Below are 16,536 nucleotides of genomic sequence, written 5' to 3' on the forward strand. Positions count from 1 at the left end.
CTATTGCTCAATATCCGGGAACCATTCATTCAACAGCTCACGAGAGCGTTTAAGCTCATCGCGCCAGGTATCAACTCCAACCACGGTTGGCTTCAACAGGATCACCAACTCCTTTTTCTCCTGACGATTACGACGGTTCGTAAAAAGCTCACCTAGAAGTGGAATATCACCCAGAAGTGGCACTTTACCCACTTCTTCCGAATTCACGGTTTGCATTAGGCCGCCCAGTACAACAATTTCACCATTGCGCGCTTTAACAATAGTGTCTGATTCTCGGATATTGCTGCGCGCCAGCGGCAATACGAGCTCACCATCGGTTAAGGTAATGACTTTTTGTTGCTCTTCTGTTTCAACAACTGACGGGTGTACGTGAAGGATGACCTCACCGTCGTCGCTAATTTGCGGGGTAACATCTAACGATATACCGGAGAAGAACGGCGTTAAGTCGACATTGGAGTTGGATACAGCGGCGCCACTGCCACCGGCAAGATTTGTCGTAGAGTCGACGTTCGTTACGTAGTATTCATCTTCGCCAATTTTGATAACGGCTTTTTGGTTATTTGAGGCACTAACACGAGGGTTAGACAGAACCTGCACGGTGCCTTGGGTTTGCAGCATTTCTATCATGCCGTTAAAGCCATTCGCTTCATCATTATAGCTAAGACCAAACAAACCACCGATAGCTGCGGAGGTCGCATTACTTGGCGTAACGCCGTTAAACTCGACATCAAAACCGGCATTACCCGATGCCAAGTCACTCCAATTAATGCCCTGTTGGTAACCGTCATTTAGGGTCACCTCTATGATCCGGGCTTCCAGTATCACCTGACGTTGCAAACGACTTTCAAGAGTGTCAATAAAATCACCCACCGCTCGTAACTTATCTGGTGAAGCCGTAACACTGACAATACCCGCCTGCGGTGACAAAACGACATTGCCGCCACCAATAATGCCCTCAATCACTTCTTTTAGATCGCCCCACAAGTCTGTTTCAGACTGAGTGTTGATGCTGGAGCCGTTGCCTTGAAGCTGCTGACTTGTACGATTGTAATTACCGTTCTCGTCACCGAATAGTGGCGTTCCATTAGAGTTTACGGCACTTGAGTTATTGCGGTTGTTTCCCCCAAAGCGGTTATTATCGCGCTCTTCGCTCACGCCACCGCCGGATATTTCCGTTTGCGACATGCCAAAGCGTTTTAACGACAAGTAATCGAGCGAGAATGTTTTAGTGCGAACACCCGCCGGGTAAATCTGAATGGTTCTGCCCTGACGGCGAATCTCAAAACCATAAATGTCCTGAACCGCACTCAAGGTTTCATTGAGTGTCACGTCTTTAAGACTCAGTGAAATAGAGCCTGAAACGTCCGGATGCACCAGCATGTTATACGGCGTATCAGCGGCCAAGCCATAGAAGAATTGTTTCGCATCAATGTCCTCCGCCTGCAGAACGAAACGGTCTTCTTCAAGAAGCTCAATACCCTGCTGCTCCTGCGCACTAACGTCTTGACGTAAGTACTCACTGACCGCCGCTGGCATGCCTTCCTGACGCGCCGGCGCCCCTGCATCAGCTTGACTGTCGGGGGTCATTGCTTCTTTTTCTTTATTCGGAGTATAACCTGGTTGATACGCGCACCCAGTGAAGGCAACACTAAGCACCAGTAATAGTATTCTCATTGTTCAGCTCCCGACTTCAATTCCGTTAGCGGCTGAAAAACACTTAAAGTAATACGCTCACCACTTCGGTCTAAATAAACTTTATTCGGCAAAATTTCTGACACCGTAAAACCACCCACTCTATCGCCTTCTTTTACGCGTTTATCATTTATTAACGCCAGCTTCTTCAAGTCCGAGTAAATTATCTGCGACAACTGAATATCCGCAGCTTCAGCCGATGACACAGGCGTTACCGCATCCACGGGAGGTCGTGTTGGATCGTTCTGCTGAGCAAACGCACTAGCAACGGCGCCCACAGTCAATGTTAAAATAACGCATAACCACCTAACCACTGATAAACTCCTTATCAGTACTGAGCAAATGCCACTCCAGAGTCACTTGTCCCTGCGGATAGCTTTGCACCTGATAATCAAAGTGCGCCCAAATAACATTGGGGTGCTTATTTTGCAGCTCTCTGACAAACGCCAGAGTTTCAAAGTACGTACCTGCGAAAGTCGCTTCAACAGCATGTTCATATAAAGCAATACTGCCCGTTTCAAATATTTTACGTGGCTCTTTGGCTGTTAAACTCTGCATTTTCAGAGATTTTGACGTATTTAAAACTGTATTTAAAAACGCCTTTCTCTGTGCAACTTCTTGCAATGCTTCGCTACGCTCAATGGACTGTTGTGCGTCATTAGCGGACACACGGAGCTGTTTTATTTCCTGGCGCAGCGGTTCGTTGATATCTTTATCGAACTCCGCTTTCAGCTCTTCTACAGCAGCATTGACCTGCTCAATTTGTCGAGTTAAACGCTGATTATCAGAGTTTAGTGTCGACGCATTCTCTAAGTCAGGCATAACCACATAGCTTAGCATTGGCAGCACAATAATCAGGACCGCCGCAATAGCTATCATCACCCGTTGTCGCGCCGGAAGCGCTCCGAAATTATCTTCAAACTGCTGCCAACGACTCATTCTTCTGAAGTTTCCTCAAGCCTTTCTGTGCGTAACTGAAAAGACTGATAGCCTTCTTCACTACGTGACAGTTCAACAACCGCAAAACGTTTACTGGCCAATAGCTCAGACTGTTCAAATTTATCCATCCACAACACTAGCTTTTCTGTATCCGTTGCGTAACCTTGCAAGTAAATCTTTTCGCCATTAAGCCCGAAGTTTTCCAGCCAAATCCCCTGTGGTGTGATGTCGGCCAACTCTTTCAATAAAGAAGCTACCGCAGACGAAGCCGACGTTTCAAAGTCACTAATACTTTGTCGAAACGTTCTTGCATCTTGAATATAGGTTTGTAATTCCGTTTTCTTAGCAACCAAATCGGGGCTTTGTTTACGGTTACTTAAACGGTCACGCAACGACGTTAATTGGTTATTCGCGGCGTTTAATTGCTCTGTCAGCTCTTCATTCTTTGCTTGAGCCTGGCTTTGTTGCCATCCCGCAATAGTTGCTAAGACAAGAGTTACTGCAGCAATAACCACTAGACCTAGAGCTAACTTACCCAAAGTTAGGCGTTGATTAACGGGGACTAAGTCACCACGATATAAGTTAACGCTTTGCTTCATTGCGGTAACTCCTCAAACACAGCTAAACCGGGCAAGTCAGTAAAGTCACCCTCTATTAATTCTTGTGACCACTGCGGGTAATGATAAACACTGCACTCTACGGCCAGCATTTGCGCCAAACTCTTTGCTACGACATCTTGTTTTACGTGCTCAATAGCAATATGGATATGTTTTATTGGCGCTTGTCGTAAATGACTTTCAAAGTAGTCGACTGACCGCTGTAACTCCGTCGCTAATGGCTCCAGCGCGCCTGCTTCTATTTCTTCTTCGGTGTACCTATCTATTGCGGCAACGCCGCGCAAAATACGGGTAAACAGCAGTCCTTTCGAGGTGTAAATTTGAGCCAAATACTGCTTTTCCTGAGTTTGGTAAATAACCATTTCAGGATAAGAGGTCGGCTTAATCAGGCTCGGTAATGTCAGCTCAGATACAGTAATAGCCGCCAATGACAAGTCGTTGTCTTCCAAAAAGTCGACCCATGGTTTGAGCAACTGCTTACTCGCCGCCACCGCCACGACTTTATCCTGTCCCGTTGGTTGTTCCGGAAACTCGTAGTAGTCCGCGATAATATCGTCTGCTGATAAAGACACGAGATCATCTAAACTATATTTCAGGCTCTCTGCAATTTCTTCCTGGTCGACCATGGGGCGGTCAACTAGCACAGATTCATAACAGTCAGTTCCCAATACCAGTGTCACGGAGGCATCTTTCAATGACAGCCGTTTGTATTTTTTTAGAATATGAGCGGCTTTTTCAATGAGGTTGCCGGGCTGCGCGTCTTCTTGATCGTTCACAATGAGTTCACACTTTCCAGCGTAACTCTTTGCGACTAATAAGCGCACACTTTTTTGCGTAATTTGGAAGCAAATGTGATGAACATTTTTTTTCTGTTGCTTAAATCCAAACACCCGGCAACACCTTTTTATTATTTTGCAAGCATCTTATCAGAATCTTTGCAAAGCACATTATAAAATGCACTTTAAACACTCAAATATAACTAATATCATAACCCATATTTCTATGGGCTCTTTCACTCTTAGCGCTGAACCTTCCAGTTAAGTGATTCACCCGACCAATACGGCACCATAGGTCCGTTTGCAGTATCTACCGTTGCTGGCACCTGCCAAGGCTCTTTCACAAGAGTCAATTCGCTGGTATTTCTTGGCATACGATAAAAGTCTGCACCAAAAGCACTGGCGAAATCGGCCAGTTTATCCAGCGCACCATGTGCATCGAAAAACTCAGCGTAGAGTTCAATAGCCGCCGGGGCCGAATAACAGCCAGCGCAGCCACATGCTGTTTCTTTTTTGTCTTGAGTATGTGGCGCAGAGTCGGTTCCTAAAAAGAACTTCGGGTTACCCGACAGGGCGGCTCTTTGCAGCTCCATTTGATGAGAGCGACGTTTTAAAATGGGCAGGCAATAATTGTGAGGGCGCACACCTCCAACCAATAAGTCGTTGCGGTTCATCAGCAAGTGCTGTGGTGTCATTGTCGCAGCCACATACTCAGAAGACTCTTCAACAAAGGCAACAGCGTCTGCCGTTGTTATGTGCTCGAGTACTAAGCGCAAGGTCGGGAACTTTTCCGTAATAGGACGTAAATGGCGGTCAATAAAGACTTTCTCGCGATCGAAAATATCCACGTCAGCGTCTGTTACCTCTCCGTGCACCAACAGCGGCACCTCGTGTTGCTGCATGGCTTCTAACACTGGCGCCAGCGCGTCAACCGACTTAACCCCGGCCGCGGAGTTTGTTGTTGCCCCGGACGGATACAGTTTAAAGCCAATGATATGCTCGTTGGCAGCTGCTTCGGCAACCAGTTCAGGTGTAGTGTCGGCGGTAAGGTATAGCGCCATCATCGGCTGAAAGCGGTAGGTTTCAGGTAGCTGCTCTAAAATGCGCTGCCGGTACGCCATAGCCGCTTCGACGGTAGTAACCGGCGGAACCAAGTTCGGCATAATAACCGCGCGGTTAAATACCGCCGCAGAAGCCGGTACGGTCGTTGCTAACATCGCCTCGTCACGTAGGTGCAAGTGCCAGTCATCGGGGGTTGGAATTGTGAAAGTTTGCATAGTCATACGCCACTGAAAAATGATGTCCTATTGTAGCGTATTATTCAGTCGCTTGTTAGCGCAGCTGCATAGCCTCTTTCCAATGTTTTCGGCAACAAGACACATAGCGGTCGTTACCGCCTATGGCTATTTGCTGCCCCATGCGCACTGCATTTCCCTGTTCGTCGACGCGCAACGACATCGTGGCTTTGCGCCCACAATGGCAAATGGTTTTCATCTCCACAAGCTTGTCGGCAACGGCCAACAACACAGCACTGCCCGGAAATGCGCTGCCAAAGGCATCGGTACGGATGCCATAACACATAACTGGGATGTCGTCGGTATCAGTCAGAGTCGTCAATTGCCAAACTTGTTGCTCGGTTAAAAACTGGGCTTCGTCAATCAAGACGCAATCGATAGCTTTACGCTTATGCTCCTGACGAACAAGTTCGGTTAAATCGCACTTGTGCGTAAAAGACAGTGCTTTGCGGTCGATACCTAAGCGCGATGCGATTTTGCCATGCCCCGCGCGATCATCGACTGCCGGCGTCATTAGCAACACATGCTGCTCACGCTCTTCGTAATTATGCGCAACCTGCAGTAAGGATGTGCTTTTGCCCGCATTCATAGCGGAATAGGTGAAATAAAGTGAAGCCATTTCTGTTCTTGTTATTTTTAAAGCAGTAGCAATTGATGCAGAGATTACCACGATTTTATGCCAAAATGGGACAAAGCAACGCAATTCAGGAGTTCTCGCAATGCACTATTCCCCCGAATTTATTAAAGCGATTCCAAAGGCCGACTTACACTTGCATTTAGACGGTAGCTTACGCGCCAATAGCCTGATAGATATGGCCAAACGTGCCGACATTGAACTCCCTAGCTACACCGAAGAAGGTCTGTTCGAAAAAGTCTTTAAGTCGCACTACAACAATTTGGGCGAATACCTCAATGGCTTTCAGTACACCTGTGCCGTACTACGCGACCTTGAAAATTTGGAGCTAGCCTCTTACGAGTTAGCGGTTGATAACCAAGAAGAAGGCGTTAATTACATAGAGGTTCGGTTTGCGCCGCAGTTGCTGATGGATCCCAGTAAGGGCGTTACCTTCGACACTATTATGCATGTGGTTAATGACGGTTTATCGCGGGCAAAGAAGGAATACAACAACCGCCCGGACGTCAAAAATGGTGATAAACCTCCGTTCGATTACGGCATTATTAACTGTGCGATGCGCATGTTCGGCAAAAAAGGGTTTTCACCCTATTACACACAAATCTTCCAGTTAATGCGCGACTTCGAACCAATGCAGGTCATTAAGACGGCGGCTATGGATTTAGTGCGCGCCAGCGTTCGTATGCGTGACGAAGAAGGTATGCCGATAGTCGGACTGGACATTGCCGGTCAGGAAATTGGCTATCCGGCGGGCGAATTTAAAGAAGTGTACGAATACGCTCACGAAAACTTTCTACTGAAAACTGTGCACGCGGGTGAAGCTTACGGCGCCGAGAGTATTTTTGAAGCCTTAACCAAGTGTCATGCTGACCGATTAGGTCACGGGTATTCGTTGTTCTCGCCAGAAATGACGGAAGACCCATCCATTGAAGACCCAAAAGCCTATGGCGAGAGTCTGGCTTCTTATATTGCTGACCGACGCATTGCAGTTGAGGTTTGCCTGACCAGTAACCTGCAGACAAACCCAGCGATTGGCGATATTAAAAACCACAACTTCAAGCACATGCTGGATAATCGCTTAGCCACCATTATTTGTACAGACAATCGGCTGGTCTCACGCACAACAGTGACTAACGAGTATCAACTGGCGCTGGATAACTTTGATATTTCGTTGAAACGCTTAAAGGATATTGTCGCTTACGGCTTTAAAAAGAACTTTTTCCCAGGCCGTTATGTTGAGAAGCGTGAATACGCCAAGCAGAACCTGGCGTATTTTGACAAAGTGGTCGAGCAGTTTGGTTTAAACGATTAACGAGTTACTGGTCGTTTGATGTTTTCAGTTTCACACCCTGGTGCTTATCAAGGCTTTTGAAGCCTTCGTTAAGCACCTTTTCTTCCACCTCTTTCGTGGGTATTTCATTTATGCAAACCCACCGATTACGACCTTGTGATTTGCCATAGTACATAGCTGTATCTGCCAATTGCACTAGAGTTCGCCAATGCGGTACCTGGTCAATATCGGTCAAGTACGGACAAATGACCCCACCGACCGTACAAGTAACAGGTAACTCTAAACCATTTGGCAGAATAAACGGCTTTTGCGTAACTGCCTTGTGAATGCGCTGAGCAATATTGTGAAAGTCATCCTCGTCATTGACTTTTGCAACCACAAGGAACTCTTCTCCACCCCAGCGTACAAGCATATCCTGCTCTCTTAGTGCGTACGTGACGCGGCGGGCAAATTCTTTTAACACCTCATCGCCAATGTCATGACCATAAGAGTCATTCAGCTTTTTGAAGTAATCAATATCGAACAGATACACGGCCAGAAGCTTATTGTCTTCTTCGCGATTCGCTAAGTTAACAGCGTCTAGCTCGCGCTGTATACGACCTTCGAAATAAAGCCGATTATGTAGTCCAGTAAGAGAGTCCCTCTGGCTGAGCGCTTTAAACCGTTTGGCCTGGCGCAGCTTCTGCCGTATCTGCAATAAACCGAAAACCACCACTAGTATAAAAATAGCGATAATGGCATACATAAGATTCGACTGGGTCTCACGTCGTTCGCGCTCTGCATCTTTTAAGAGCTCTTCTTTTTCCAATAGCTCCTTTTGTAGTTTCGACTCGAGCTGCAAGCGACTGAGCTCTGCACTCGACGCCATAGCGCTATTGCTTTGCTTTAACTGATTTTGCAGTGTGCTTTTGTACAATTCATAGAAGTACTCTTGTCCCTTGGCGCGCAAGTCTGCCTGTTCCAGTTCAGACATGCGCTTATAAACGTCGAGTTTTACCTCTAACTGAGTATCGGGGTGCAAGTTCAGACAAGCGGGTATATCGTCTTGATTATTCAACTGGAGGCTGACCAGCTGCTGATAGCAAGCAAGGTAACGCCCAACCACTGGATTCGGGTCTGCTAATTGAGACGACTGATCGAGGTAATTTTCTGCAAGCTCCAACTTTCCTAATTCAACGGCCGCCAACGCTGAAAAAACAAGAGTCGACTTAGCTTGTTCCGCTTGCTGCAGGTTTACTTTTCCAAACCAATCGAGAGCCGTTTCATAGTCTCGCTCATGTAATGTATTAGCAACGCCCAGGTTAAAGTGAATTAAGTCAATGGCGTATTGTGCTTGCTCTGGCGAAAGCTGGTTGTCATCTCTTAATTCTTTCGTACGCTCTAAAACCTCTTTATATAACTTCAGTCCTTTTTGTCGGTATTCTGCATCACCATACATAACGTAGAGCGTCGCCGTATTTTGCATCACCATGTTTAAAACAGGCCAGGTAACTCGTTGGTCTTCTCCCAACTCTAACGCCCGCTCAAAGGTTTGAAATGCTTGTCTAATATTCCCCTTACTTGATTGAAGCCAACCCAACTCAGAGAGTATTTCGACCGCAAATTGAACAGCGCCCTGTTCCATCGCGTTCTCATGTAAAGTTAAATAGGCTTCAACCCTTTGCTCGTAATTCAAGTCATCCGCAGATACACACAAATGACGATAGTAAAGATCGAAACTCTGAGGTGAGTGCACTCCACAAATTGCATTGGTTAGCTTAGACTCACCATTAAAATAGTACTGATAGGCGAGTTCTCGTTGCAGTCGATATTCTTCTGCATCACTAATATCTTCATTAATTCGCTCGTTCAGCCAGTTGACCCTTTCTAGGTAACTCAGCGTGTCGAACTTTGGAGGAAATGGCGGCAGTTTTTCCAGCTCTTCTATAGAAATGGCATCATCTTCAGCAATGACGACAGTCGTCAATGCGAGTGATATAACTAAGGTAAGCAGAAGTTGTATTGTCAGTTTCATACTGACAAATTTAGAGGGAAAACAACGCGCTGACAAGGAAAGCGTGATAACCCCTTAACAAAAAGGGCTCCACAAGGAGCCTTTCTTTATTAGATGTCTACCTATTAATTTTTGTTTCCCGTTAAAAGGGAATGTCATCGTCAAAGTCGGTGTCCGGTGAGAACGGTGCCGGCTCAGCCGGTTTCTGTTGCGGCTGCTGACTCTGTTGAGACGGCTGTGGTACCGGACGTTGTTGTTGCTGTTGGCCGCCATAGTTACCTTGTTGACCACCGCCATAACCCTGACCTTGAGCAGGTCCGCCCTGAGGGCCACCTTGAGGACCTCCGCGTGAGTCAAGCATCTGCATTTCGTTTATAACGATTTCAGTCGTGTAACGCTCTACATTGTCCTGTCCAGTCCACTTGCGTGTCTGCAAGCGCCCTTCAACATAAACTTTAGAACCTTTCTTAAGGTACTCACCAGCAATTTCTGCCAAACGGCGATACGCCACACAACGGTGCCATTCAGTTTGCTCGCGTGGCTCCCCGGTTTGCTTGTCTTTCCAGGTTTCACTGGTCGCAATCGATAAATTGGCTATCGCCGTGCTGTTCTGGGTATAACGCACTTCGGGATCTGCACCCAGATTACCAATCAAAATCACTTTATTCACACCGCGGCTGGCCATTTCACTCTCCTGTTCTTAATGCACTAAGCAGTTCATTCACTGCTTTTTCATCGTACGCTTTTTTATCGACTTTTAAATAAGTTGCCTGATCGTCTTCGACCCAGCGTGCTTCTTTTACACCAGTAATGGTTAGTAACTGCTCACTTAAACGTATCGCTTTGTCTTTCGTCAAGTTTGGGGTTGCTACCGACAAGCTGGTGACGCTTTCCGGGTTCTTCATCAGGAAGCTGATAACAAACCAACATAGTAGCAAGATCAAACAGAATACCACAATGCCCGATGTCTGATAGTTTTGTAAGACCCAACCGCCTGCAACACCACCAACAAACGCCCCTAAAAACTGGCTGGTTGAATAAATGCCACTGGCGCTACCCTTGCTACCAGCGGGAGCTATGCGGGTTAACAATGACGGTAAGCTGGCTTCAATAAAATTAAAGCCTGTAAAAAATACGACTAGCGCTGCGACCAACCAAACGGCTGACTCACCGGCGTAAAAAACCGTCGCCAGCGAAATAATGAGTATAGCGATAGATGCTCGTAACCACTGTACTGAGCTATTATTTCGGGCGCTTCGAATAATCATAGGCACCATTAATACAACCGATGCAGCAAGCGTTGGTAAATAAAACCAAGCGTGTGTTTGACTCTCAAACCCTGCGCTTTGCAGTTGTGTGGGAATAGTCACAAACCAAGCTGTTAAAATAGCGTGCAGAACAAAAATACCCGTGTTCAGACACCAAAGCTGTTTATGCTTTAAGAGCTTTTTCAGCTCGGAAGCCACCGGCAGAGACTCCCGTCTCGCTGAGGTTGTTACCACTTTAGGCACACTCATAACCAGCACAACAATACCCAACACTCCGGTTGCAGCGGTAAACCAGAAAAGCCCTGACAAACCAATAACACCGCCGAGTAGCGGTCCGACAACCAACGAGACGGCAAACGCCAAACCAATACACATACCAATAATGGCCATGACTTTCGGTCGTTGTTCGTCACGCGATAAGTCTGCCGCTAATGCCAAAATAGCAGCGGCTATCGCACCAACACCCTGCAGCGCTCGACCGACACTCACCATTACCAGGCTATCGGCTAATGCTGCAACAATACTACCCAGCACGAACACCACTAAACCGCCAATAATAATGGGCTTTCGGCCGATACGGTCGGACGCCATACCTAATGGAATTTGCAGCAGCGCTTGGGTCAGACCATAAGCACCTAATGCAATACCAACCAGCAATGGTGAATAATCCGGATAGGCTTGTGCGTAAACCGCCAATACCGGCATGATCAAAAACAGCCCTAACATCCGTATACCAAATACGGACGCCAGTGAGAATGCGGCTTTACGTTCGGTCTTATTTAACGAGTGTTGCGTCATGTTACTGCGTTTGCGCTAGTATCAGAATGAATCATGCGTATATTGTACCAGAAGGCACACACTGTGCGATAATAGCGTTTTGTCGTCGACTTCCTACAAGTTGAAGATTTGCTGAAAAACAGACGGGAATTATGGAAAACATTGAAGTACGCGGTGCGCGAACGCACAACCTGAAAAATTTCAATCTGACGATACCCCGTGACAAGCTTATTGTCATCACCGGCTTATCGGGCTCCGGTAAGTCGTCGTTAGCGTTTGATACACTCTATGCAGAAGGTCAGCGCCGTTACGTTGAGTCACTATCAGCTTACGCTCGTCAGTTCTTATCGCTAATGGAAAAACCCGATGTAGACAGCATTGAAGGTCTGTCTCCTGCTATTTCCATCGAGCAAAAGTCGACGTCGCATAACCCCCGTTCAACTGTGGGTACTATTACTGAAATTTATGACTATTTGCGCTTAATGTACGCACGCGTAGGTGAGCCTCGCTGTCCAACGCATGACGTGGCACTGGCTGCACAAACGGTCTCGCAAATGGTCGACAAAGTGCTTGATGCGCCAGAAGGCGAGAAGCGCATGTTATTAGCGCCCATTATTCAAAACCGCAAGGGCGAGCATTTAAAGGTCTTAGAAAACCTTGCGTTACAGGGCTTTATTCGCGCACGTATTGACGGTGAAATTTGCGACTTAAGTGATCCGCCGCCGTTAGAGCTGCAGAAAAAGCACACCATTGAAGTGGTTGTAGACCGTTTTAAAGTTCGCGAAGGTTTAGAGCAACGCTTAGCCGAATCTTTTGAAACCGCTTTAGAGTTAAGTGGTGGTACTGCGCTGGTTGCCCCTATGGAAGGCGACGGAGACACCTTAGTGTTCTCAGCAAACTTCGCCTGTCCGCATTGCGGATACAGTATGCAGGAGCTGGAACCTCGCCTGTTCTCATTCAATAACCCAGCGGGGGCTTGTTCCACTTGTGACGGTTTAGGCGTTGAGCAGTTTTTTGACCCGAAAAAGGTCATTGTTAACGACGAGATTTCCTTAACCGGTGGTGCTATTCGTGGCTGGGACAAACGTAACTTTTATTACTACCAAATGCTGCAGTCACTGGCTAAGCATTATGGATTTAAGCTGTCTGAGCCATTTAAAGACTTACCGGAAGATATTCGGAATATCATTCTATTCGGCAGCGGTAAAGAAGAGATAAAATTTACCTATATGAATGACCGCGGCGATAAAGTCGTCCGCGAGCACGCCTTCGAAGGTATTATTCCAAACATGCAGCGCCGCTATCGCGAAACTGAGTCTCAAGCGGTTCGCGAAGAGTTGTCGAAGTACGTTGCGACACAGCCTTGTAAAAGTTGTCATGGCACACGCCTGCGCACCGAGGCCCGCCACGTATTTATTAACAATGTAACTTTACCAGAAGTTGTCGAGCAGTCCATTGGTGACGCTATGACCTTCTTCCAGCAGTTAGACTTGGAAGGTCAGCGTGCTCAAATAGCCGAGAAAATCCTTAAAGAAATTAACGACCGACTGCGCTTTTTGGTGAACGTAGGCCTTAATTACCTGAGCTTGTCACGCAGTGCGGAAACCTTATCTGGTGGCGAAGCTCAGCGTATTCGTCTGGCCAGCCAAATTGGTGCCGGCTTAGTCGGTGTTATGTATGTTCTTGATGAGCCCAGTATTGGTTTGCATCAGCGCGACAATGAGCGCTTGTTAAACACCCTGACGCACCTGCGGGACTTAGGTAACACGGTTATTGTCGTAGAACACGATGAAGATGCAATTCGTCAATCTGATCATGTCATTGATATAGGTCCGGGCGCCGGCGTTCATGGTGGTGAGATTATCGCTCAAGGTACTGTTGATGATATCCTTTCTAGTAAGGATTCACTAACAGGCGATTACCTATCAGGCCGGAAGGTTATAGATGTGCCTTCTGAACGTCATAAACCAGACAAACGCCAGCTCGTTATAAAGGGTGCCAGTGGTAATAACCTCAAAGATGTCACCATGAAGCTGCCGCTGGGCATCATGACCTGCGTTACTGGGGTATCAGGCTCGGGTAAGTCGACTCTGGTTAATGACACGCTGTTTAAAATAGCCCACAGAGAGCTTAACGGCGCAACAGCCGATGTTCCATCACCTTATGAAAGTGTCGATGGCTTCCAGTATTTAGATAAGGTTGTCGATATCGATCAAAGCCCGATTGGTCGGACACCACGCTCTAACCCGGCAACTTATACCGGCATATTCACGCCTATTCGCGAGCTTTTCGCTGGTGTTCCTGAAGCGCGGGCTCGTGGCTACAAACCAGGCCGTTTTAGCTTTAACGTCCGCGGTGGTCGTTGTGAGGCATGCCAAGGCGATGGTGTCATTAAAGTTGAAATGCACTTCTTGCCGGATGTCTACGTACCTTGCGATATTTGTAAAGGCAAACGCTACAACCGTGAAACGCTGGAAATTCAGTACAAAGGCAAAAACATTCATGAAGTGCTGGAAATGACCATAGAAGACGCTCGTGAGTTCTTCGACCCAATTCCGGCAATAGCACGTAAACTACAAACACTCATGGATGTTGGTTTGTCTTACGTACGCTTAGGCCAGTCGGCAACGACGCTCTCCGGCGGTGAAGCGCAACGCGTCAAACTGTCGCGTGAGCTGTCCAAGCGAGACACTGGTAAAACATTGTATATTCTGGATGAGCCAACGACCGGTCTGCATTTCCACGATATTAAACAGTTATTAGCCGTGATTCATCGCTTACGCGACCATGGCAATACCGTTGTTGTTATTGAGCATAACTTAGATGTTATTAAGACCGCCGACTGGATTATTGATCTTGGTCCCGAAGGTGGCTCAGGTGGTGGTGAAATACTCTGCGAAGGCACGCCAGAAGCTATTTGTGAGAATAAACAATCGCATACGGCACGTTTTCTAAAGCCGATGCTAAACTAAAAGGAAGCAGTATGTTAACGGAAGACTTTAAAGTTCGATTTTATGAAACCGATGCGCTAGGCCATGTGAATAACACGGTCATACCCGGCTGGATTGAAACCGGCCGGCTGCCGATATTCGAGTTTTTCGGGGAAATGTCGCCAGAAACTCAAAGTTTAATTGTAGCGCGATTGGAAGTGGATTATTTGTTGCCAATTTACTTTGGTAGCCCAGTTACAGTAAATACTTATGTCACCAGAATGGGCGGCAGTTCGTTTGATATTACCACCGAAGTTTGGCAAAAAGACAAACTGTGCGCTAAAGGTAAGTCTGTGTTGGTTTATTTCGATTATCAGAAGGAGTGTTCAGTGAAGCTACCTCAGGATATAAGGGACAGACTGGCTACAATAACGCATCCGGAGCACCCTCTTGACGCGTGATATAGTCAGCGGCGGGCAGCACATACATGCGCCTGACGACTTAACCCGCCTGCTGCGAGACATTCATGAGCAAGCAATGACTATAAATACCGGCAAGGTGGCGGATTACATACCCGCCCTTGCCGCGGTTGACCCTGAGCAGTGCGCTTTAACCGTCGCAACCTTAGATGGTGAGACATTTACCTTTGGTGACACTCAGACACAGTTTTCTATTCAATCCATTTCAAAAATCTTCGGGCTTATTCTGGCTATGGAAAGGCTTGGCGATGAGTTATGGGAACGAGTCAAGATGGAACCATCAGGTCAGGCATTTAATTCGATTGTTCAGCTTGAGTGGGAAAAAGGCATACCTCGTAACCCAATGATTAATGCCGGTGCTATTTTGGTCAGCGATGTCCTTGTTAGCCATTACTCGGCCAGTAAAAATGCGGTTCTAAGCTTTGTACGCAGTCTTTGTGGTAACGAAGAAGTCTATGCTGACCATGAAGTACATGAATCAGAGAAAGACCACGGGCACCGGAATGCCGCTTTAGCCCATCTGATGAAAAGCTTTGGCAATATCGACTCAGATGTCGACGAGCTGCTCGATCACTACTTCTGGCAATGTGCGCTGTCAATGTCGTGTGAAAATTTGGCGCGATCATTTACTTTTTTAGCAAATGACGGCGTTTGCCCGTTTTCTAAAAAAGAAATTATGTCCAAGCGTGATTCTCAACGCATTAATGCCTTACTTTCCACCAGCGGTATGTACGATCAAAGTGGTGAGTTTGCATTTACTGTTGGCGTGCCAGCGAAAAGTGGTGTTGGCGGTGGTATAGTCGCTATTGTGCCTGACTTTGGGGTTATTTCAGCCTGGAGTCCGCGCTTAAACGAGTTTGGCAACAGCGCTCGCGGTATGTTTATGGTGCGAGAAGTTGCGAATAAACTGGGTTTAAGCGTTTATTAAGCTTTAGCGAATTGTGGACGGTCGATATAATTGAAAGCGTTCCATATTGAAACGTCGAAAAAGCCGGTCAATTTCCCCTTTTCTGCCTAACTCACTTAAAAGCCTCTGTAAGGTTGAGGCTTCAATTTTCCCGGTGTTACCGACCAATAAATGCAGTTCATACGTGAAGTCTGATTTTTCCGAAAGTAATAAGTTATCAATATTGATTTGACGTGAACCTTCCAAAGCAGCAAGCAACTCATCATTGACCGTTGTTAAGTCAACCCGTCCACCTAGAACCATTCGAATATTTGTTATTCTTGAGTCCGCTAGATAAACAGTATAATCATCTTTTAGCTCATTAGAGGCTTTGAGTTCTCCGGCTATAAGATAGTGATAACCTTTTACCCCGGCAAGGCTTTTACCCTTAAAGTTATTAAAAAATTCTTGTGAACGCCCCTCTTTTTGCGCTGTAACTAGCCGCTCTTTCCCTCTCACTAAAGGGAAAGTTGCGTCAACTTCTATTTCTCGGCCTTGCCAGCCCCAACTCGGTGACTCGAAAAACATAACATCGCAACAACCGCCCTTACTTAGCGCTTCATAACGCGCAGAAGGTGGTATCACTTCAATCACAAATTCGTAATTGCTCTGGTGATAGTTAAGGCGGTTAATTAGCTCGCGGGTTAAGTCGGTTTCCAGAACATCAGAAAAATAAGGCGGGTAGTCGTAAGCGGCAACATAGACCTTTGTCTGTGCTGCTATAGGAAAACTACAGAGTAATGCTGCGAAAAGCAGTAAAAAACGACTCAAAAGCCCTACACTTAGTTGTTATTGATGAAGATCACGACATTTCATCTTTCACTTTTGCGGTTTAAATGTCAAGAACTGTAAAGGGGTAGATAGGCGAGCCGTCCCCATATCGAGTAGGGTGAGGCGTC

General features: G+C 46.7%; 15 protein-coding genes. 4 read left to right on the forward strand and 11 right to left on the reverse strand.

The window, feature by feature from the left end; genetic code table 11:
* From mshL to B3850_RS02290, 7 genes are all read right to left on the reverse strand, one after another.
* Positions 1-1,674, reverse strand: coding sequence for a pilus (MSHA type) biogenesis protein MshL (gene mshL / locus B3850_RS02260; protein ID WP_286875393.1), 1,674 nt, complete (start codon positions 1,672-1,674; stop codon positions 1-3).
* Entirely contained in the window at positions 1,671-2,006 is a 336-nt protein-coding gene (locus tag B3850_RS02265) for a hypothetical protein (protein ID WP_286875394.1), read from the reverse strand. The genes mshL and B3850_RS02265 overlap by 4 nt, the downstream gene beginning before the upstream one ends.
* The gene (locus tag B3850_RS02270; protein ID WP_286875396.1) at positions 1,999-2,631 is read right to left on the reverse strand and encodes a Type II secretory pathway component; all 633 of its coding nucleotides are present in this window, start codon (positions 2,629-2,631) and stop codon (positions 1,999-2,001) included. The genes B3850_RS02265 and B3850_RS02270 overlap by 8 nt, the downstream gene beginning before the upstream one ends.
* Positions 2,628-3,230, reverse strand: a complete 603-nt coding sequence (locus tag B3850_RS02275) for a PilN domain-containing protein (RefSeq protein ID WP_286875398.1) — start codon at positions 3,228-3,230, stop codon at positions 2,628-2,630. Before B3850_RS02275 ends, B3850_RS02270 begins: the two co-directional genes overlap by 4 nt.
* The gene (locus B3850_RS02280) at positions 3,227-4,024 is read right to left on the reverse strand and encodes a Type II secretory pathway component (protein WP_286875400.1); all 798 of its coding nucleotides are present in this window, start codon (positions 4,022-4,024) and stop codon (positions 3,227-3,229) included. Before B3850_RS02280 ends, B3850_RS02275 begins: the two co-directional genes overlap by 4 nt.
* Before the next feature lie 242 nt (positions 4,025-4,266).
* The gene (pyrC, locus tag B3850_RS02285; protein ID WP_286875401.1) at positions 4,267-5,301 is read right to left on the reverse strand and encodes a dihydroorotase; all 1,035 of its coding nucleotides are present in this window, start codon (positions 5,299-5,301) and stop codon (positions 4,267-4,269) included.
* A 55-nt stretch (positions 5,302-5,356) separates the two neighbouring features.
* Entirely contained in the window at positions 5,357-5,938 is a 582-nt protein-coding gene (locus B3850_RS02290) for a thymidine kinase (protein WP_058576752.1), read from the reverse strand.
* A gap of 100 nt (positions 5,939-6,038) precedes the next feature.
* Here B3850_RS02290 and B3850_RS02295 point away from each other — a divergent pair, with 100 nt between their 5' ends.
* Positions 6,039-7,265, forward strand: a complete 1,227-nt coding sequence (locus B3850_RS02295; protein WP_286911317.1) for an adenosine deaminase family protein — start codon at positions 6,039-6,041, stop codon at positions 7,263-7,265.
* Positions 7,266-7,269: 4 nt separating this feature from the next.
* Here B3850_RS02295 and B3850_RS02300 read toward each other — a convergent pair whose 3' ends face one another.
* From B3850_RS02300 to B3850_RS02310, 3 genes are all read right to left on the reverse strand, one after another.
* Positions 7,270-9,258, reverse strand: coding sequence for a GGDEF domain-containing protein (locus tag B3850_RS02300; protein ID WP_286911318.1), 1,989 nt, complete (start codon positions 9,256-9,258; stop codon positions 7,270-7,272).
* Positions 9,259-9,379: 121 nt separating this feature from the next.
* Entirely contained in the window at positions 9,380-9,922 is a 543-nt protein-coding gene (gene ssb / locus B3850_RS02305) for a single-stranded DNA-binding protein (RefSeq protein ID WP_286875409.1), read from the reverse strand.
* Between the two features lies 1 nt (position 9,923).
* Entirely contained in the window at positions 9,924-11,303 is a 1,380-nt protein-coding gene (locus B3850_RS02310) for an MFS transporter (RefSeq protein WP_286875411.1), read from the reverse strand.
* Positions 11,304-11,434: 131 nt separating this feature from the next.
* On the opposite strand from B3850_RS02310, the gene uvrA reads away from it, so the two are divergent.
* Genes uvrA through glsA form a run of 3 tightly spaced genes read left to right on the forward strand, consistent with a single transcriptional unit; the run spans position 11,435 to position 15,619 of the window.
* Positions 11,435-14,254 (forward strand): excinuclease ABC subunit UvrA, encoded by a 2,820-nt coding sequence (uvrA, locus tag B3850_RS02315; RefSeq protein WP_286911319.1) that lies wholly within the window; start codon positions 11,435-11,437, stop codon positions 14,252-14,254.
* Between the two features lie 11 nt (positions 14,255-14,265).
* Positions 14,266-14,673, forward strand: coding sequence for an acyl-CoA thioesterase (locus B3850_RS02320; protein ID WP_286875415.1), 408 nt, complete (start codon positions 14,266-14,268; stop codon positions 14,671-14,673).
* On the forward strand, positions 14,663-15,619 hold the full coding sequence (glsA, locus tag B3850_RS02325) for a glutaminase A (protein WP_053953111.1): 957 nt from the start codon (positions 14,663-14,665) through the stop codon (positions 15,617-15,619). Before B3850_RS02320 ends, glsA begins: the two co-directional genes overlap by 11 nt.
* A gap of 3 nt (positions 15,620-15,622) precedes the next feature.
* Here glsA and B3850_RS02330 read toward each other — a convergent pair whose 3' ends face one another.
* Entirely contained in the window at positions 15,623-16,231 is a 609-nt protein-coding gene (locus tag B3850_RS02330) for an amino acid ABC transporter substrate-binding protein (protein WP_273268717.1), read from the reverse strand.
* Positions 16,232-16,536 lie beyond the last annotated feature (305 nt).

Origin of the sequence: Idiomarina sp. UBA4520, from assembly GCF_002388365.1 — a bacterium.
GTDB lineage: Bacteria > Pseudomonadota > Gammaproteobacteria > Enterobacterales > Alteromonadaceae > Idiomarina > Idiomarina zobellii.